Raw genomic sequence first — 18,143 nt, 5'->3', positions numbered from 1 at the left:
GTTTTCTATGAAATCATTCAAAGATGTGGCTATATTAAAATTTACATTCATATTTACTTCCTCTGGTTTACGTTATTTATTTCAAAAAACCATTTTAATGGTACAGCAGCAATACACTAGTTTCACGTGAAAAATTATGAATAAAATTTCCGTATAAAAATAGTGTGCCAATTGAAATTAGCATCCAAAAATCTCATGTATTAATAATGTATTATCGACACATAAATTAGCAAAAAGTCAATAACTTCATATAATATGGGGTACACAACCTATATTGGGTGGACTACCGACATTTGGTGGACTACCGATAATGCCTAACATACTTAATATCCTTGGCTAATACGCACGAAAGCCGACGAACACGGAATAATTATAATTGACAGTACTCTGTAACGGTATTCAGTCTATTAGTTTTATTTTTCCCACGCACACGAGAGAGAAGTGCTTGCTTCGTTTATCATGGACCCATAGCATTGGGCGATATTACCGAGCGATAATACGAAGATTCCTTTTATTCATGATTTTCAAGTGGAGGGTAGGTATCAGCAAAACGTACCCGCGATGCGAGCGGCGGTGACAAATCTCATGATTGGGTTCCCCATTTATCGAGCTGGAAAGGTAATCCCCCCGAAAAATCGGTGTGTTTATAAGTAGAATTTTCTCGTAATCTGAACAGGGGAGATTTCTATGAAAAAATCACGTTTTACCGACAGCCAAATCATGTCCATTCTTAAGCAAGCTGAGGCCGGAACACCGGTCGCTGAATTGTGCCATGAGCATGGCATAAGCAATGCCAGTTTTTACAAGTGGCGTTCACGCTTTGACGGGATGGACGCCTCTATGATGACCCGACTTAAAGAACTGGAAGATGAAAATCGGCGTCTGAAAAAAATGTATGCCAAAGAAAGAATTAAAGTAAAAATTATTCAGGATGCTATGTCAAAAAAGTGGTGAGGCCATCTCAGCGCCGACAGATGGCCAAACATGCCGTTAGCACCCAACAGATCAGAACCCGCCTGGCCTGTCAGATTTTTCCGTTAGCGAAAGAAGAGACTGAAGAGCGATAAGCCAAGAGCGCTTGCTGTGCCAGAATGTAGCAACGAATGCTGGTCAATGGACTTCATGCATGCTCAGCTTTCAGATGGCCATTCAGTACGACTTTTGAACATTATTGATGACTTCAACCGCGAACCCCTGGTAATAGAAGTGGACTCCTCGCTACCAGCCTGCTGGGTAAAACGCACACTCGAGCAGCTCATTGAATGGCGAGGGACACCGGCCACAATCAGATTGTGACTGTAGTCCCTCCGGTTTCACACGCTAATTTTATTTAATTCTCTCTATTCCGCAAAGACCTCTTCCAGCGCTTGTCTGATACTGTTTATATCTCCCTCAACATATTCCAGAGTAACCGCAACACTTGAATGTCCTAATAAGGCTTGAACAGATTTCAGATTACGATCCGGTGATTTCATCATCTCAGTGGCAATGGTATGCCTAAATCGGTGCGGGCTTATCGTGCAATGGCATTTGACAGAAAGCCGGCGAAAAAATGCACGTAGCGGTGGGTAATCCATATTATCAGTCACAACGTCTTTTCTGCCATTGAATCGGCTGACATTAAATAGCTGATCTTCCTGATTGGCCCTCCTGGCCACTGCAGCAACCAACAATTGTTCTAACCTTGGCCGTAGGACTCCTGCAATGGGTACCCGATGTTCTTTATGATTTTTTGATCCCTCGACCCGCAGACTGATCCAGTGTTCTTCGAGATTGACGTCTCCAAGCCGTATATGCAAAAGCTGGTTTTGCCGCATTCCGGTATAACGCAAGGTATCAACCACTGTCAGCCAAAACCATGCTGGCCTCAATGCACATCGAGATTTTTCTATTATTCCGATAGTTTCCTCCCTTTCTCTGGCTTCCATTAGCAGATATATCCTTTTAATTTCAGATTGAGTTAGCGTTTTTTTACGTTTTACATCGGGTCTGGCGATAACGCCATTAAATGGATTTTCTTTTAGTGACACAAAATCATGTAAAAGCGCATGATTAAAAATAGCTCTCATATGCGCAACTTTATTGTTCCAGGTGATTGATGAGAGTCCCTGCTCATTCAAAACATACTGTCGCCAGTTCAGAACAGTTAGCCTGTTCACTTCACTGGGTAACAGATTATCTCCGGTATAACGTCTAAAGGAATTGATTACCTTGCGATAACTCCACTCCGTGGCAGGCCTCAATGACTTACTAAAAAAATAGTCTTGAAGAATATCGTCATAATTAGCCTGATCCATTTCTATCTCCATATAGATTTTTAAATACCTTATTAGATATCTATTTATTAGGTAACAGCCACAGACTGTCCGAGGGCGCCGTCCCTTTGGTAAAAATAAGCGTGAGTGGGATCTTATAACCATACATTTTAATAAATTGGCCATCCCTCTTTTCATTTTCATATTTACGGTAAATATAAATACCGTTACCGTTGTGAGAATAATGGCAGTTTAGTGCTTCAAAGTTCTTCTGAATATCATCCTTACCACTTTCAGCATTTGGCTCTGCGGCTAAATAACGATAAAAACAGTCCGGTGTCTGAACAAAAACATATTGTTTTATGATATGTACCAGACTGTCCTGGGCGTTAACGGTGAGCCGACCATCGGTCAGAGAAGAAACTAGCCAATGCCAGAATGACTCATCCGGTATTTCAGCGTTAGCCAGCTCTTCACTTTGAGGCTTGGCTGGTCGGCTGTTAGTAGGGCTGCCCGATGTCAGAATGGCTGATGCTGATACCACAGTAAACGTGGGAGATTGGAGGCCGCATTTTTGCCGGGCCTCGTTGACAGCAGCATGGAGTGTGCCACCCGCCGACTTATTTCCGGACAAATAGACTAACAATTTTTTTGTTACCTCCGGCCAGCGAGATAGCCAGCACAAGCCCTGCTCAGGAAGCAGTCGGTAAGCAACCATTGCCGCCTTAAGTGCAGCCTCAGGAGTCGCTGGTGTGAACCTGACGCGCCAGCATGTTGAAGGCGCGGTCAGCCCAAAATACCAACGCGAGCCATTCTGATGGAAAACCGTCATTTCATCCAACACACTCAGGTTATGCAGCAATGCCGTCCAAAATATTGCCGTACACCAAGCTGAACTTTGTTCTGCCTGATCTTCTGGTGCCGCTCCCTGGGGTAACATCCAACCTCGGGATAACCGCACTGCGCAAACAGCCACGTCCAGCGCCTCATCAAGCATTCCGCCTTCCCGCGCATAAGGGCCACTTTGTGCTGCTGGCAACTGTTGTATCCTGACGGCCAACTCCCTGATCGGCGCCAACCAGAACACCTCCCAAACCTGTCGCGAAAACGGGCTATTTTCCCAGAGTTGTTGTAGTGCTCGCTTGCAGTTTTCTGTTGAAAGAAGCACCTCCGCACTCTGTGGGTCAAACCAGCCATCAGTGTCAGAGCTACACGTGACTTCAGCCAGTAATACCTTGTTCCTTATCAGATTTAATTTATCTATAGCCCATTTCAGCATTAGCGCTCCCTTGTTAATCATCAGGTAAACGCCCATCACATTATGATTTACCCGCCAGCAGACAAGGCAAAACTCACTACCCATTTCAAAGATAAAACTCTTGATCTATTATTCAGTTGCGGTTGAAGAATTTCCTCAAGATTTTGACGCATCATTATGTATCAATGCAGTTTTTGTCCGACAGAGAGCGTGGAGATGAAAACAAATTCGGCAGTCATGGTATTAATCGTTACTGGATGGCTGGCGCTTTGTGCTGTTATCACTACTGTCATCACATCATCTCTTATCGCACCAGAAAATCTGTTTATTCAGCTCGCCCTATTTCTTTCCCCGTTACTGCTGAAACCCCTATCCTGTTTAATATTTCGATTCAGAAAATCGCTATTTGTACTCAAGAAAAAATCGGATCAAATTTGGCTACACCTCAATCCCTGGGCCTGCACTGGCCAGCCAGGTATCAGGGAGATCACCCAGTTTTGGCTCGCACTGATCACCACACTAAAATCCTCTGTTGCGCACTCATCCCAGTCCATCATCATGTCCTCACACCTTCTGAGTTCAAAACGTATTGCCAGACTACGGCGACAATTCCCTGCCGAATATTATCGCTTTCATTCCATCAAAAGACCCATCGGGCGAATGGAAAGCATCGGTTTACAGTTAGAGATTTTAATCAAAGAATGGCGATGGTTTACGCCTGTCACGCAAGGGGCTGTCGTGGTGATACGCAGACGAAAAAGCGATGTATTTGGCGAGGGAAAAACACCCTGAATGAGGCGTTTCCCCCATTCAGGATGATGAGTTAAAGATGGGATGCTATCCCATTGATGTGATATGCAAATGTTATTTCAAGTATGGCATTAACTTAATACCGCACTGACTCAGTGCAACACTTGCTGTCCATTAATCGCGATTTCTTCGACTTTCAGATGAGGCATAAATGGCCCTGATCCATATTCTCCGCTGTCTACATGGTCACCGCGATCATAACAATCGTAGCCACGGATACCATTGACCGGTTCCTGATACCAATGGCGGATCTCACAGCCAAATACAGCTGAAAGTTCCCCCATCAATTCACCCGACGGCGGATAGGACGGAGAGTCAAAATCCAATCGCAGGCTGTTTATTCGGCTACGTTGCCAGATAACGTTATGACCTGATGGCCATATCATTCCATACAAGTGACTATAGAGACTATGGGTTGTCGATATCCCAGCCAGTAATGGGCTGTTACCGTTGAGCTCCGTAGCCAAATACGTCGGGATAATCATCTGCATGTCGCAATGACAGGCATGTTCCTGCATTATCCCCAGCTTTTCCCAACAATCAGCACCATTGATATGAGATGACCAACAGGCCACACCAAACCAATCTGGATACTGCCGAGCCATCAGTTGCGTCATTATCTGGCGCGCGCCCTCGGGAATTGTCTCCCATTTAACGGACGCGATACCTGATTGCAAGTAGATCCGGTCAACCTGGCGGATGGTGTCTCCATCCAACACTGCATCTTTCAATAACAAATCCAGCCAGTGCTGAAATGCTAGGTTACTCGCCACTGCAGAACCTAAACCATGAGAGACAAGGCGCGGGAAGGGTGAATATTCCATGCTTTTTGTCGGTTTCAATAACCCCGCACAACCTGCCAGAAACAACCTGATACTCTGCTGGATTGCATGGCGGTACAGCGGGGCTTCCTCACCGGTTGCCCACTGCTGCATGATGTCAACGAACACGGAACGGCCGGTGACTTCCAGTCGGTTTTTACACCATTCAAACATAGTTGCTACTCCTCTTTTGGTCATAAAAAAGAGGGCACCTCCCCAAAGGGGATGAGGCCCCCGATGGGTTTAGTTACTGATGAAGGATAGTTAGCCAAAGCTAAGGCTGACGGATAATGTCTAAGGTCGCACCTGCCTCAACGGCGGTAATCAGTTCATCAGCGGCATTCAAATAAGGTGAATTCTGCTGAAAAGAATTGCCATTAAGACGTGCTAAGTGATATTTATCCACCAGACTGTTAATCGCCTCAAACGGACGTATACCCGCTGTAGATAGTGCTACTACGCAAGCTTCCTCACAAAAATCAGTATCATTCAGAGTTAAACCGAAGTACCTATTAAGCAGTGCGGATACCGTTAACTGCCAGAATTGTTGTTCCTGATTCATATCGAAATCTCCATTATGGTATTTTCTCGGCCGTCGGTTCCTGTCTGTAGGGTTAACAAAAACTCAGCCGCCTGACGTGCTTGTCGGCAAGCACGGAACAGCGCCTTTTTGTCTTTTTTGAGTCTTTTCAGCCAACCGTCGATATAACTCTCGTGTTGCACCTCGCCATAAATACCCAGTTCCGCGCAGAGAAAAGCACTCCCCAGTTCGGCAATCAGTTCCTCAAAAGCATAAATGGGATCGCCAAAGGTGCGGGTTGATGAGGTTATTCCCTCACGGTTTAGGCGCTTCTGATGACCACTGGCATGGATAAGTTCATGTAGCAGCGTGGACCAGTAATCTGCTTCGCTAAAAAACTGCCCTGCCAGCGGCATGATAATTTCGTCAGTTAATGGTCGGTAAAATGCCCGACTCTGTCTTCTTGGGGTGGTTTTTACGCCACTGCTATTGAGTATTTCCAATACCCGAATCATCAACGGTGCACTTAGGATCTCATTGTCATGCTGATGTCGAGCCGGTTGAGGCGCCATACATTCAGGCAGGCCTTCACACTGTTCGATGTTAAACAACTGCAAGGATTTCATCATCGTGAGATGCTCAATCTGCGGTTTTCCTTGATCGTCAAACAGCTTGTTACCGTCCATATCTTCAACCTGCTTTTCAAACGGCTTGAAAATAACGGCAAGATGACTGGATTCACCTTTTTTCACCCGACCGCCAGCTTGCTGAGCTTGCTTAAACGTCAGCCACCGGTCAGAGCTAAAACCAGACTCTTCACTGGCCATCCATAACAATGGGATATTCACCCCGCTATATGGGCGGCCTGTTGCAGCATTGGTCGGCAGCGAACTACCAACAGGTCTCCCCACCAAGCGCCAGGGTTTACGCCAGGGAACAGTGCCCTTTTCCAGCGCAGCGATAATTTTGTCGGTGACTTGCTGATAGAGATCAACTCGTTTTTGAGCCTTACGGCGCGGGGTAGATTTCTTCATGGGATGAACCTCAAAAAAAGGCGCAGCCCAGCCAGTGGCGGAGTGCGCCACGGGTGGATAAATGGGATCAAGATCCCTGATGGGTAACTCATTAAATGACGATGATTGTCATAAGGTAGAATCGAACGTGGGTGTAACCGTGCAGTAAAGTGAGCCTTAACCCGAAGGTCTCTGTTTGCAAAGGTTGACAGATTTGGCTTAACCGCCCGAAAGCGCCATCTCTCAGGTTATGATGGCATTGGCAGGTAATTACCCGAAGGCGTTCCTCTCGAATCACCGGAACATTGGCAGTTGTCAAAGACAACGTATAGCCCATAAATCGTACATAAATGCAGCAATTCAGGCAAGTGCATCTGCTACAGAATTTTTGTCATAGTCACAACACTGTTACCAGGCAACCTTGGAATACGTTCTTCTTACCAGAAACAGTAAAACAGTCAGACCGTATTTTTATTCAGTAGCCACTCTATTATAAATACGCGCAACATACTGGCCGCGCCCATCACCGTGTCCTAAATCCATTGAAACTAAAGCCTCGGCCTCTTTCTGACTAAACCCCTTATTTCTATGGTGTGCCACAGCATCTCTGGAATAAGCATAACGTAAACTATGAGGGGCATACTGACCAACAAGCCCCGCAGCTCTGACGATATTACGATAATGTTCAATCGCCAGATGAATACCCGCCTTATTAAGCAGTTTCCCATTATTCTCATCAGAGATTTTAATAGCACTATCGATAGCTCGCCTCAATTCATCGTTGTTAATTATTGTCGTATCTCTCGGCCTGCCACCTTTAGTACCAAAAACTACACGTATTTTTTCTTGTTGATTAATAATCGCTTTTTTCCATGTCTTTAATGATTTAACCGACTGAATAGCTTCCTCAGTACGCAAGCCAAGTTGTCGGGATAATTCCATTGCAGCAGCGGCTCCCTTATCAATCTCACGAACTTTATCCAGAATACGTTCATAAATGTCTGCCGGGAGCGCGACTTTGGTGCCGTCTCGACTTGCGCCTGAAATACCCAGCGCCTCATTACTCAGTTTTTCGTGGGTCGGGTTTGCCATAAAGGTTTTTCCAGTCAGCCGCAGAATCGCCCGTATTGCCGCCATCTCATTCTGCAAAGTTCTCTTGGAGATATCCTCAGCTAGACGACTATTAATATACATCGCAATATGATTGGTTTTTAAATGATTGGCATCACGGATCTGGATATTCATTTTTAACAGTCTTTCGGCTAAACGATCCGCTATTTTCATGCGGTCTGAGACTGTTTTAAAACTCCCTCCCGCCTGTCGAGCGAGTGTGACCAGGTTTTTATTCAGTTTTGCCATAACCTCTCCTGATTAGCATAGGGTGGGTTAGGTATTTCGTCCGGTGTGAACGGAATACCTAACCCACCGGCTTCCCCATAACATTTACCTTAAACATTTCACCCCGACGGCACGGTTAATTTTGGACATATTGCATCTCAACAGACATCTGAGCATCGGGGCGGCGAAATGTTGAGTTCTTGCGAGGTTCCCCAGATCTCAGACCTGTTTGCGGCTTACGCCGGGCTGATTTTCATCAGTCTACCTCCACACGCCAGTGCTACTGGCGTCGCCATCGATATCGTGTCGATTTACCTCTTTTAATTGAAAATTGTCGTCATGCCGGGTTTCCCTGCGAATCAAACGATGTGGTTAAATAATGACCAATCAAGCGTTTTAAAACCGCCGCTACCTGTTAGTCAGAGGGTAGAAATGTCGTTGAAGTGGCAGTGCGTCAGTACTGCTGGTTGTGCGCTACGCGCGTCACTTGGTACTCGTTTCACTCACTCGCAAGTGACGCCGCGATCCTTTGCCATCAAGGCGTATCTGGAATATGCAAAATTGGCATATCCGTCGTGCGCAATGTTCTCAACCATATGCTAACGTCAAAGTATCAAATCGAAGTTAAGTGACATTAAATAACAGTGAAAACTGCAAAAGGTATTTGCGATAAAAAGTGGGAATTGAAGTAGAAGAGACCTTACCGCAACCAAGTTGCGATCCCCATTTTCAAAGGTTAACGGGGGTACCGCCCGAAGGCGTCACCTCTCAGGCTCAGGTGACATTGGCATGCAATTACCCGAAGGCGTCCCTCTCAAATCGCCAGGACATTGGCATGTTGCTTATGGCAACAGAACAACGATGCTATGTTAAAACAAGTATTCTCATCCCCGCAAGCACTGAATAAAAAACAATCAATTGAGCGTTCCCCCCCCTCATGATAGATTTAAAAACCTGTACTTAATGGAGTCATGCCGATGAACTCACAAGGTTTTGATACTAAGGATTTGGAAGAAATTCACTCAAGAAAACCGACAAAATTCAAGCTAAAAGCAGCTGATGTTAAAGAATTAGGTCGTAATATCTTACTCGGTTCTATTGACATCGCTGTGGGAAGTGTCAAAGCTGCTGGTGTTGTGGCATCTACGACTGAAGATCAAGCTAATGAATCCAACGACCACTTGCGATATACATGGGAAGATCGCCCTTTTCAATCGGAAAACCGTGATATTTAATAGCTCGGATGTTTTACTTCACCCCTTACTAATAACTGTTCTAGCTGCACCTGCTGCTGTTTTCTCTCCCGCGGCCTGAGGCATTTTACCACCATCACTTATCGCTCTGGCGATATCACCTATTCTTACACCAACCCAACTCAACAAAGTGAGCCAGAACATCGGGAAGATAACGTACATCATCCCCAGCACCAGATTCATCATCCAGCCATCCGCCGTGGAGCTGAAGAAACCAGCAAATGGCACACTGCTATTAATAATCCCCTGATCCGCCATATTGTCATAAAGAATAGTGATCAACCTGTCATCCAGCCAACCGGTAAGTTCCCACCAAAATGTGATAAATATCAGGGCAAATAACGCGAAAGAGAGAGTCACTACTGTTTTCGGCTCATAGGCACTAAACATCAGCAACAGCGGTATGACAATAATGATCATCATTTCAAGTAATGCCTGAATCATCGGCAGCGCCTGCTTCAACGCGTCGAATCCTGAAAGAGCTTCGGTTTGCTTCAGTCCTAGCCCTACGGAAGAAATCAGCCGTGTTATGTTCCCCATCAACCCCGAGGTAACATCATTCCCACTCACTGCATAGGTCTCACCGCGACCGGACAAACCAACGTTACGCGGACTCACCAGCCAGCGCAGCGCCATTTCTTCCCACTGGTCTTGATGGTACATAAACCGTAGCGCCTTTTGGGTGTAGCCATTGAGGTTTGCCAACACGCGAGTTTTTAGGCCGTAAGTACCATCAGCCCACCACTGTTTACAGGTTGGATAGCCACCTCGTTCGACCTCGGGATAACCACTGTCTCTGTTGCGGTTATAAGACCACTGACTGCGCGGCTCAGTCGAGGTGTAGTGATCATAGTAGCCTGCAGTGTTAAGAAAATAGCGGCTACCAACCCAGCCCACACTATTAATGGTGGCGTCACTCAATTGGTGATGACTATTCTTCAGCTTAAAGTAAGCACGCGAGTAACACTGATCAGCAAAATCCTGTACCTCCTGCCGCACTATCGGGTCACGGATTTTGGTATTCTGCACCTCAAATCGTAGCTGTCGCAGCTGATTGCCGCAGGGGATAGAGGCTATCATTGCCTGAGTAGTGCCTTTCGATACCATATGCAGTAAATACCACCACACCGGCACCACAGCTGTTTTACCGTCAAAGTCATTGATCAACCCCTTATAACCAGAGTTTTGTGGCGAAGGCATATCGACACCACATTGTTTGGCGCGGGCGCTATCAAACTTGATGGTACTGATATCCACCGGCAGCAAAGGCACGCAGCAAAACAGCATGACGCAAAAAGAGACATATATGGCATGTTCTACTCGCGGTAATGCCAGCAGGCCCTTGTTACCTTCATCCGCCCCCTCTTCACGGACTTTCAGCCAGATAGCCAACACTTTAAACACCAATGGTAAAGCAAACAGGCCGGTGCTCAGCAAGATATTCCACAGCGCGTTGTTCAGCATCCAACCAAATAGCACCAGACAGTATTCAAGGAAACTGTTTGCCGTCATGACACCTCCTTATGCCAACACTGGACGCCATACAGCAAATTCGATGACCAGAATTAAGGTGACGCTCATCCACTCCAACCTAAGCAATGAATCGTCCGGCGTTTTTTCTAACGTCTTTGAGCGCACCATGCTGAACCATAACCACGCCAGCACGCTGTATAGCATCAGTCGCCAGATAAAAAGCCCGTATCTGCTGGCCATTAACCAGTTACGGACTTGATGGCCAGCCGGATCGCGCTCAAACAGGATGGCCGCGCCCAGAAATAGCGCCATGATTAGAACCACTGCCACGGATAATGCAAATCGGCCAGCCATTATCGATCTGCCTTTCTCTGGCCCATATTACTAAAACCTTTATCCTGCCCCCCGTTGTACTGCTGCAATCGATTGTTCTGATTACGAATAGCTTGGCGCTCAAGTGTAGTGAGCAAACTGTTACTGCTGATGGCTTTACGCAGTTCCATTTCATTACGCATTGCGGCAAGCTCACGGTCCAGCGCATCAATACGGCGGTTCCCTTCAGTCAGTGCCTCTGGTTGATCGGCGGCATTTGGTTCTGACTGACCGGTGGTGAGCATGCGGCGCATAATCAGTGCATTCTCCAGGGTATCGGCCATAGCCAGTTCGCCAGCAAGACGCTGTATTAACGCTACATTATCTGGATCATCTTGCAACGACTGGATAATTCCTCGGGTAACAATAAGGCTTCCCGTTTTTAGCTTCGCCAGATTTATTGCCGTGGGCTTCTCCGAGCCGCCAATCAATTTCACCAGTTGTTCAAGATTCCCTTTGGTGGTGTCCTCCAGCATCGGGGAAAATCCGGTACCGGCTACAGAGCTACCGGCAGCGTTCTCATTGCCACCACTGCTGCATAAACTGGCTTTGCGGCAAGTGCGGATGGAGCGATCGCCGAGCACTTTCACCACGGCTACAGCCGCTTGTTCTGCGTTTTTGTAACGCAGGCACACCGTCCCGTTGCAATTTGTTACCCCCACAGAGTCATTGCTACTCACTGACAGGTTGTTCATCATGTTGTAACCAGCTTTGGTCAGATCATATGTCGGTCTAATCGCTGGCTGACCTTTACCGCCACGTTTCTGTCCACCAATCCAGTTTGCGCCCTCTTCCCCTGTCGCCTGCTGCAATTTTAGGTCACTGCGCACCGCGTCACCGTCACTTGACGCAACAATATTCTTATATTCTTCAGTCACCGCAGCCTGTATCCACTTGTACCCGAGGGTATAATCAGCCATTTTGTTGGCTATGTTCTGGCAATTAAGCTTAGATTTGTCAAAACTCAATCCCGCCTGCAAAGCCCCATTGGTCAGTATTTCATACAACCCCGGATTCGCCCGTTGGATAACCATTGCTGGCATACTGGCCACTGCACCAGTCGCGCCCTGAATAACCGACCCCATCAGGTCTTTAAAACCGCTGGTGATACCATTGAGTTGGTTACTGACGGTGGTTTTCAAGTCAAAATTGCCGCACATCAAATCGCTACTCCAGCTCCCAGTCATCCCCAGGCGGCTCATGTTGTTGCGTGAAGAAGCCGGCGAGATGACGGAACCACCGCCAATCGAATAGAACAAACCGTCGCTGATAGCACCACTAGATGTAGGAATGGTGGCATCCGCTGAAGAGGCAACTATTGACAATAAAGCCGCAGCAGTCAGCGGCAAGAAGAAATGTTTATGCTGTATCATGGGAGCCAACCTTATGAAAAATCAGTGCTGGAGAGAAATGTTTGTCCGCGGCGCTGACAGCAGCGATAAGGTCGCCAAAGCGACCAGGCATAATTGCCATCTTCGGCTATGGGGTAGTTGGTATCAGGGAAAATGGCGCAACTCGTTGAGATTTTAGGTGCCAGACGTTGCCATTTATGGTTGTGAGTGCCAGTATTTTCCCGCACCGACTCAGGCGGCCAATAACCCAGTGAAGATTGACCAACCAATGGTCGATAAACATGCAACTGACCACGACGAGTGATGATATCAGCCACTCGTTGGGCAACAACCGCAGCAGATTTATAGCTGTCCTGCTGGGTGACAAAACCACTACGAGGATAGATATTTCCCCACATATTGCCGTTTCGCTGACGACCCAATTCACGTTGTCCGGGGATAAGTGCTTCCGGATACAGAGATTCAGGTAAACCACTGCGCCATGCCAGAGAATCAAAGGCACTGACAAAGTAGGGCATAAAAGGCGTGGCAGTTGATTGACAGGAATAACCTGTGATCTGACCGCCAATCAGTGCGGTAGCGGGATGACCATAGGCATCAGCGTAATGAAAATGCAGATTTTGTTTACGCAGACTGGGGGCTTTTATTGCTTGTTGACCACCGCCAGCACTGACACCCGCGAGCGTGCTGATAATACCCTTTTCAGTTGCACCAGCAGCCCCGCTGACGACAGACATCTCCGACCAGGGATTATCTCCTGAGCCTGAATAGGCTGAGACCACTACTTCGGGCATAAAATGCTCAACTTTGACGGAGGTTTTTACCGAACAGCCGAAAGGCGTACACAGCAACCAGTAACAGATACCTTTAACTTTCCAACTTATGCAAGAAGTGCTGGCAGCACTGCCTATTAAACTGGCCGTATTGACACTGGCCATACACAGATTGCTGCCAATCAGGAGAGTAACCAGCAATAACCGGCGAGTGTGCAAATAGGCACGGGTCATCGATTTGCCTCCCGCCAGTGAGTGAACTTCTGCCTTGCCACTTCGACATCGGTAGTGCCGTATACGACCCACTTGTCATCAAATACCACCGCAGGGTATTTGGTCAAGCCCAAAGACCACGCCTTTATTACTCCCTGATAAGCTGCAACTAATTGTTGTTCTAAAGTTTTAAATGCCGACGATATCTGAAGCTTGCGAACTTGTTTTTCTGCCTGAGCGGGATCGACGGATAAATCACCAAATATTGCTCTTTGCACATGATCTGGCGCATCGAGGTAAATAATCGGGATATCGGGGGATATAGCAGATATGGAATGAGAGCCGCCGGTATAAATAACCGTATTAGCAAAAGCGCCAGCTGAAAGATACAGTGCTGCCAAATAGCTAATAGGTTTTATCATAGTGAACACTCCTGAAGCTGATTATCGGCTTAAGGTGCGTTCATCTGGTTTTTAGGTCAGTAAAGAACTCTATATGTGGTTGCGAAAGATTTCCACGAGCCTATGCACTAAATCATATAATTACCTGACTTTGACATGCTCACTCCAACATCAAAAGCAGGTTGTTTTATAGTCAATAAATAGTTGTAGGCTCTGGCTAACTAACTGGTCAAAAATCTTAAAGCTCCTGAAGCTATCAACCAATTTTTTTCAGTCACTGGTTTCCATATCAGCAAACTCCTTTTTCCAACTATAAAATGTGACCTCAGAAATGTCCTTTCTTATTCTGGCCGCCCCTAAATGGAGGCCGATTTCTTCCTGTTTCACAGCAAAAGCTATCTGACCTTCGGTATAACAGGTCTTTTTTATAGAAATTGGGATTCTTTGTTAGCAAACAAAATATCTCCATTTTAACGTAGAACTGTTTTTCGAAAGAAAATCATGTAGATTTATACATTAAATTATGCTCATTTCCCCGAATAAACAGTTACATTTAGTTTATAGTTAGGACATTAATTTGCTATGGGTGGTTTTTTATAAACGTCCCTCTGAGGGTATAGGGATTTTAATCGATTATCGAAAGGAAAATTTATGTCAACAAAACAACTATTAGATTCCGAAGGCCAAAGATTCTGGGTCGATGATTATGGTGCAACTGGTGATGGTCAGTCCTATGATGATGAAGCAGTCGTAAAAGCAGTAGATGCAGCCAAGAAAATAGGTGGAAGAGTAGTATTTGGGGCAAAACTAAATGTGGTTCGTCACTATCGTTTGCAACGTGAAATTAATTTAAAAAGTGATGGCTCCAGTCCTTTAGAGGGGAGTTCAGTGACTGTTGAGTTTACTGGTTCAATATTTAGTACAGTGATCCTTTTTGAACCGAAACTAAAATTAGATGTCTTATTTAGGTATGCTAGCTATGCACGGTTTATAGGTGATATTTGTGTTAAACGATTCTAGGATGATGCTGAAGTTGATTATAAAGGTATAGTTTTTGCCACCAGTCCGAATAAGCAGGTAAAATTAGTCGCAAATAGAATATGGATCTCTGGTAAATTTATGTTTGGTAAATTTCACAGATTCACACTTTGGGAAAGTATTGAACGTTTCGAATCTTTTCATGCCAAGTGCCATATAGCGTATTCTAATAGGGAACTGAATGAACTAATTAATTCTTATGAGACTGGTGAAACAAACTTCAACTCTCTGTTAAAAACACCTCCAGCACCCAATGATAGTTGGAATAGTCAACCCCCAGCAGGGTGGTTCCATAATGCAATAAATTATGGCATGGTATATTGCGAAGGTGGTGAAGTTGGTTTGTATGGCTCACCTGTATGCATATCAATCGCGCAAATAACCACGCAAGGCCAGTTAATAAAAGACAGAGCTATGAATGAAATTTTGCCTATAACTGATGGAGGTACCGGCTGCTACTTTTTCGGCTATGCCTCTCCTATGTTGAGGGCAGGTATTACAATAGCAAATTTGTATGCAGAGGTAACCGAGAGGCCGATTTATATAGAGCAGAGCAATGGCCTTGATATTGGTACTATATTTGCCCAAGGATTCTATATTAACGGAAATATAGTCAATAAAAACAATGCCTATTCTTGTATATTTTCGGAGAGAGGAGGTGAGATTAATATAAAGATCCTACGAACAGATGCATATTTTGATAGTATTGTATCTGGCAGTGATAAAACTAATATTAGTATTTCCTCTTTGGTCAGTGGCGGGACATGGATTCCTAACAAGACAGTTAATCTGTCATACAAAAAAATGCATGAAGAACTAGCAATATGTAGTATTGGTAAATGGTATTGTCCAAGAATAAATTATATCAGTGTTCAACAACAAGGGGAGACTGGTGATATCTTTTTGGTTAATATTGACCAAACAGAAAACTATCTTATCAATATTTCTGGCTCAGTTAACGGCGAATGGATTGTCGGCTCAACAATTGTTCAAATAAAAAATGGGATAATTCATACTGTTGTCGGTGCCTATGACAGCCTCATTGTGAAAAGGGGCTACTCATTGGCAGTACGAGTGCCCAGTTCAGCATCAACAACACGTTATTCCGCTCTGGTTCTGGTTCGCAATAGCGATCGCAATAAAGCAAATATGTCCATTGCCATTACTCAGACCAGCCAGGGATTGGTGAGACTGGGCTAATGTGTCACTCGGGACCAGGGTTGGCATTTGATCTTAAATACCCATTTAGTTTTTAATCTTTCATAAGGTATTTTTCCACTATGTGCTAAATGGGGCCAATGACAGTTATAAAATGCCTCCCATTTCTCTAATGTTTGAACAACGGCTTAGAACGTTGCCGTTGATTTTGTGGGAACTTATTTTGTTTGTAAGCGTACAGCGAGAACCGTATTGACGAGGACGTGTTATTCGGCAGACAGTGTGACGCGCCAAGGCAGCAGTTCACTGACCAGTCGAAGATATAGCGGTATAAGGAAAGCTATTTATTAGGCTAAATTCAGTTTCGCAACACGCCAATATTTCGTAAGATTTCACAGAAGTGGTATTTTGCTCACACTTCATTTATCTGATATCCATTTTCGAAAGTCTGAGCTCAGTACAGCGCAAGACCCCAACGTCCATCTTCGAAATGAGCTTGTGCGTGACGTAGAGAACCAATGCGCTATGCTATGCTCTTCAGATGTGATTATCATTTCTGGTAATTTATGCGTTTGCTGGCGACCCTGATGAATTTAATTTTGCTACTCAATGGCTAGCTACACATCAGCGATGTTTGTGATTGTTCAATGGCTTCAGTTTTTGTTGTTCTGGGAAATCATGACGTAGTTCGATCACTTGCAGATCGTTATTATTGTGTCTCACATCGGATGAAGCCTCTTCTTTTCCCTAAACATCCAACTGTCACACTGACAGAGAGGGACTGAATCTGCCGCACATAAAGATGGTGGAAAGCGATATGCCATATAAAAAGTAAGTTGAGTGCCGTTTACGCCTCATGAAAAATCACGAAAAAAAATCATCAACCCACGCTAATTTATTCAGCTTAGTTAGAACTCATTATTTCATAAAAAATCATGAAGATAATTACAGATTTGCGTTAGTTTATTCAGGCCGAACTTGGAATTGACGAATTAACCTGATTTAAATTAATTGGTCATGCTTGCTGAGCCGCAAAGACGCGGTACGGAGGTTTTCATTTTGATCCGAAAAGCAACGTTACGAAAAATTTCTGTATTCTAGCTGATGGGATGGTAATAGGAGCTATAGCAACTAGCGTCATCAATCGCTATCTAAGAGGCTTTCAGGAAAATACTCAAAGCGGCCTGACACGAACTATAACAATCCATTGGGGCCTTGCCGTTAAGCCCTGCACGATTGAAATGAAGATCCGCTTATACAAGACGTTGGGAAGCCTTATAGCCCTCCGACTAATTGTGTTCCGTTATTCGGGGAGTAAATTAGCTTTGATGTCAACAAAAAGGTTATGCATACATCCATCAGTGATCCGGGAGATCAACTAAAAATATTAGATAATTTTAGTGTTGAGATTAGCAATGCATATAAAAAAGTAAATAACATTTGCCAAAAGACCTCATCACTAAAGGTGTAATGAAAAAGTTTCCTGACTTTCAAGTGATCAATGGAATAATATTTGTGATAGTCTGGATAAATTACATGAAACTGTTGAACGTCACCGCGACACCATATTTAAACGTGAGGCCCCTATAGCTACATATTATTTTAACACCAACAATTAAATAGTGGGTAAGTATATGGGTGAAGACCAGCTCGATAATTTAAAGATTGTATATGAACCGATTAAAAACGGAGACAGAGCAAACCTTGACTTAAACGATTAAAAATTAGTGACTAACAATTTAAGTGAAATACTTAAGAGTGAGAGCTTAATTCTTGGTGCGGAAGTTGATAAATCAGCTCTGAACGTTGGAGATAATATGAGACGCTTAGTGGACTCCTTTGATAAGGGTAATGCTAGTCCTAATTTTATTTTAAGAGACACAAGCAACATTAAAAACCTTGCCAATATTTCTAATGGCCCACGGATGAACACTATAATAAATAATGTAATGAAACGTAGAAATAACCCTACGTCTAGTCTATTCCAACTATCAGGAAAAGATATGAACGGAATAAACGACAATGCTGTTACGAAAAGGTTTTTCCTCAGCCTGGAAGCTGAAAGAGTTAATCATTTTTTATAAGAGGAGTTAAA

At 44.7% G+C, this 18,143-nt stretch carries 17 protein-coding genes and 1 pseudogene; 6 read left to right on the top strand and 12 right to left on the bottom strand.

From position 1 onward, the window contains the following. Positions 1–687: 687 nt before the first annotated feature. A pseudogene (locus Q2T71_RS23020) lies at positions 688–1,290 on the top strand (transposase); the annotation flags it as partial. A 50-nt stretch (positions 1,291–1,340) separates the two neighbouring features. On the opposite strand, the gene Q2T71_RS23015 reads toward Q2T71_RS23020, so the two are convergent. Beyond that, a complete protein-coding gene (locus Q2T71_RS23015; RefSeq protein ID WP_271304002.1) occupies positions 1,341–2,297 on the bottom strand; it encodes a site-specific integrase in 957 nt (318 codons plus the stop codon). Positions 2,298–2,337: 40 nt separating this feature from the next. Then, a complete protein-coding gene (locus Q2T71_RS23010; RefSeq protein ID WP_372560720.1) occupies positions 2,338–3,534 on the bottom strand; it encodes a TraI domain-containing protein in 1,197 nt (398 codons plus the stop codon). A gap of 195 nt (positions 3,535–3,729) precedes the next feature. On the opposite strand from Q2T71_RS23010, the gene Q2T71_RS23005 reads away from it, so the two are divergent. Continuing rightward, positions 3,730–4,305 (top strand): hypothetical protein, encoded by a 576-nt coding sequence (locus tag Q2T71_RS23005; protein ID WP_246585522.1) that lies wholly within the window; start codon positions 3,730–3,732, stop codon positions 4,303–4,305. 110 nt (positions 4,306–4,415) lie between these two features. Here the strand turns inward: Q2T71_RS23005 and Q2T71_RS23000 are convergent, their stop codons facing one another. The 4 genes from Q2T71_RS23000 to Q2T71_RS22985 all read right to left on the bottom strand — a co-directional run bounded on the left by Q2T71_RS23000 (position 4,416) and on the right by Q2T71_RS22985 (position 8,036). Next, positions 4,416–5,318 (bottom strand): DUF1281 domain-containing protein, encoded by a 903-nt coding sequence (locus Q2T71_RS23000; RefSeq protein ID WP_372560719.1) that lies wholly within the window; start codon positions 5,316–5,318, stop codon positions 4,416–4,418. A gap of 100 nt (positions 5,319–5,418) precedes the next feature. After that, positions 5,419–5,706: a TA system toxin CbtA family protein gene (locus Q2T71_RS22995; protein WP_145511971.1), complete on the bottom strand. Its 288-nt coding sequence runs from the start codon at positions 5,704–5,706 to the stop codon at positions 5,419–5,421. Continuing rightward, positions 5,703–6,698, bottom strand: coding sequence for an ArdC family protein (locus tag Q2T71_RS22990; RefSeq protein ID WP_145511970.1), 996 nt, complete (start codon positions 6,696–6,698; stop codon positions 5,703–5,705). The genes Q2T71_RS22995 and Q2T71_RS22990 overlap by 4 nt, the downstream gene beginning before the upstream one ends. A 450-nt stretch (positions 6,699–7,148) precedes the next feature. After that, positions 7,149–8,036 (bottom strand): integrase domain-containing protein, encoded by an 888-nt coding sequence (locus Q2T71_RS22985; RefSeq protein ID WP_145511969.1) that lies wholly within the window; start codon positions 8,034–8,036, stop codon positions 7,149–7,151. 956 nt (positions 8,037–8,992) lie between these two features. Here Q2T71_RS22985 and Q2T71_RS22980 point away from each other — a divergent pair. Beyond that, the gene (locus tag Q2T71_RS22980) at positions 8,993–9,250 is read left to right on the top strand and encodes a hypothetical protein (protein ID WP_145511968.1); all 258 of its coding nucleotides are present in this window, start codon (positions 8,993–8,995) and stop codon (positions 9,248–9,250) included. An 18-nt stretch (positions 9,251–9,268) separates the two neighbouring features. Here the strand turns inward: Q2T71_RS22980 and Q2T71_RS22975 are convergent, their stop codons facing one another. The 6 genes from Q2T71_RS22975 to Q2T71_RS22950 all read right to left on the bottom strand — a co-directional run bounded on the left by Q2T71_RS22975 (position 9,269) and on the right by Q2T71_RS22950 (position 14,281). Continuing rightward, positions 9,269–10,780, bottom strand: coding sequence for a conjugal transfer protein TraG N-terminal domain-containing protein (locus tag Q2T71_RS22975; RefSeq protein ID WP_271303997.1), 1,512 nt, complete (start codon positions 10,778–10,780; stop codon positions 9,269–9,271). Between the two features lie 9 nt (positions 10,781–10,789). Further along, on the bottom strand, positions 10,790–11,095 hold the full coding sequence (locus Q2T71_RS22970) for a hypothetical protein (protein ID WP_075339272.1): 306 nt from the start codon (positions 11,093–11,095) through the stop codon (positions 10,790–10,792). Then, positions 11,095–12,486, bottom strand: coding sequence for an integrating conjugative element protein (locus Q2T71_RS22965; RefSeq protein ID WP_271303996.1), 1,392 nt, complete (start codon positions 12,484–12,486; stop codon positions 11,095–11,097). Before Q2T71_RS22965 ends, Q2T71_RS22970 begins: the two co-directional genes overlap by 1 nt. Before the next feature lie 11 nt (positions 12,487–12,497). Further along, positions 12,498–13,472: a TIGR03756 family integrating conjugative element protein gene (locus Q2T71_RS22960; protein WP_271303995.1), complete on the bottom strand. Its 975-nt coding sequence runs from the start codon at positions 13,470–13,472 to the stop codon at positions 12,498–12,500. After that, on the bottom strand, positions 13,469–13,873 hold the full coding sequence (locus Q2T71_RS22955) for a TIGR03757 family integrating conjugative element protein (RefSeq protein WP_271303994.1): 405 nt from the start codon (positions 13,871–13,873) through the stop codon (positions 13,469–13,471). Before Q2T71_RS22955 ends, Q2T71_RS22960 begins: the two co-directional genes overlap by 4 nt. A 249-nt stretch (positions 13,874–14,122) precedes the next feature. After that, positions 14,123–14,281: a transposase gene (locus Q2T71_RS22950; RefSeq protein WP_367946516.1), complete on the bottom strand. Its 159-nt coding sequence runs from the start codon at positions 14,279–14,281 to the stop codon at positions 14,123–14,125. Between the two features lie 222 nt (positions 14,282–14,503). On the opposite strand from Q2T71_RS22950, the gene Q2T71_RS22945 reads away from it, so the two are divergent. The 3 genes from Q2T71_RS22945 (at position 14,504) to Q2T71_RS22935 (ending at position 18,132) form a co-directional block, all read left to right on the top strand. Then, the gene (locus Q2T71_RS22945; RefSeq protein ID WP_372560718.1) at positions 14,504–14,872 is read left to right on the top strand and encodes a hypothetical protein; all 369 of its coding nucleotides are present in this window, start codon (positions 14,504–14,506) and stop codon (positions 14,870–14,872) included. Positions 14,873–14,971: 99 nt separating this feature from the next. Next, a complete protein-coding gene (locus Q2T71_RS22940) occupies positions 14,972–16,090 on the top strand; it encodes a hypothetical protein (protein WP_372560717.1) in 1,119 nt (372 codons plus the stop codon). Between the two features lie 1,685 nt (positions 16,091–17,775). Further along, positions 17,776–18,132, top strand: a complete 357-nt coding sequence (locus Q2T71_RS22935; protein WP_145512648.1) for a hypothetical protein — start codon at positions 17,776–17,778, stop codon at positions 18,130–18,132. Positions 18,133–18,143: the final 11 nt, after the last annotated feature.

Source organism: Yersinia sp. 1652 StPb PI (assembly GCF_041538345.1).
Classification (GTDB): Bacteria; Pseudomonadota; Gammaproteobacteria; order Enterobacterales; family Enterobacteriaceae; genus Yersinia; species Yersinia enterocolitica_E.
This window is presented reverse-complemented; position numbering and strand designations above follow the sequence as displayed.

Bases quoted from the DNA above. Each gene is read 5' to 3' on its own strand.
- Q2T71_RS23015 (WP_271304002.1), bottom strand. From the start codon at position 2,297: ATGGATCAGGCTAATTATGACGATATTCTTCAAGACTATTTTTTTAGT.
- Q2T71_RS23010 (WP_372560720.1), bottom strand. From the start codon at position 3,534: ATGCTGAAATGGGCTATAGATAAATTAAATCTGATAAGGAACAAGGTA.
- Q2T71_RS23005 (WP_246585522.1), top strand. From the start codon at position 3,730: ATGAAAACAAATTCGGCAGTCATGGTATTAATCGTTACTGGATGGCTG.
- Q2T71_RS23000 (WP_372560719.1), bottom strand. From the start codon at position 5,318: ATGTTTGAATGGTGTAAAAACCGACTGGAAGTCACCGGCCGTTCCGTG.
- Q2T71_RS22995 (WP_145511971.1), bottom strand. From the start codon at position 5,706: ATGAATCAGGAACAACAATTCTGGCAGTTAACGGTATCCGCACTGCTT.
- Q2T71_RS22990 (WP_145511970.1), bottom strand. From the start codon at position 6,698: ATGAAGAAATCTACCCCGCGCCGTAAGGCTCAAAAACGAGTTGATCTC.
- Q2T71_RS22985 (WP_145511969.1), bottom strand. From the start codon at position 8,036: ATGGCAAAACTGAATAAAAACCTGGTCACACTCGCTCGACAGGCGGGA.
- Q2T71_RS22980 (WP_145511968.1), top strand. From the start codon at position 8,993: ATGAACTCACAAGGTTTTGATACTAAGGATTTGGAAGAAATTCACTCA.
- Q2T71_RS22975 (WP_271303997.1), bottom strand. From the start codon at position 10,780: ATGACGGCAAACAGTTTCCTTGAATACTGTCTGGTGCTATTTGGTTGG.
- Q2T71_RS22970 (WP_075339272.1), bottom strand. From the start codon at position 11,095: ATGGCTGGCCGATTTGCATTATCCGTGGCAGTGGTTCTAATCATGGCG.
- Q2T71_RS22965 (WP_271303996.1), bottom strand. From the start codon at position 12,486: ATGATACAGCATAAACATTTCTTCTTGCCGCTGACTGCTGCGGCTTTA.
- Q2T71_RS22960 (WP_271303995.1), bottom strand. From the start codon at position 13,472: ATGACCCGTGCCTATTTGCACACTCGCCGGTTATTGCTGGTTACTCTC.
- Q2T71_RS22955 (WP_271303994.1), bottom strand. From the start codon at position 13,873: ATGATAAAACCTATTAGCTATTTGGCAGCACTGTATCTTTCAGCTGGC.
- Q2T71_RS22945 (WP_372560718.1), top strand. From the start codon at position 14,504: ATGTCAACAAAACAACTATTAGATTCCGAAGGCCAAAGATTCTGGGTC.
- Q2T71_RS22940 (WP_372560717.1), top strand. From the start codon at position 14,972: ATGTTTGGTAAATTTCACAGATTCACACTTTGGGAAAGTATTGAACGT.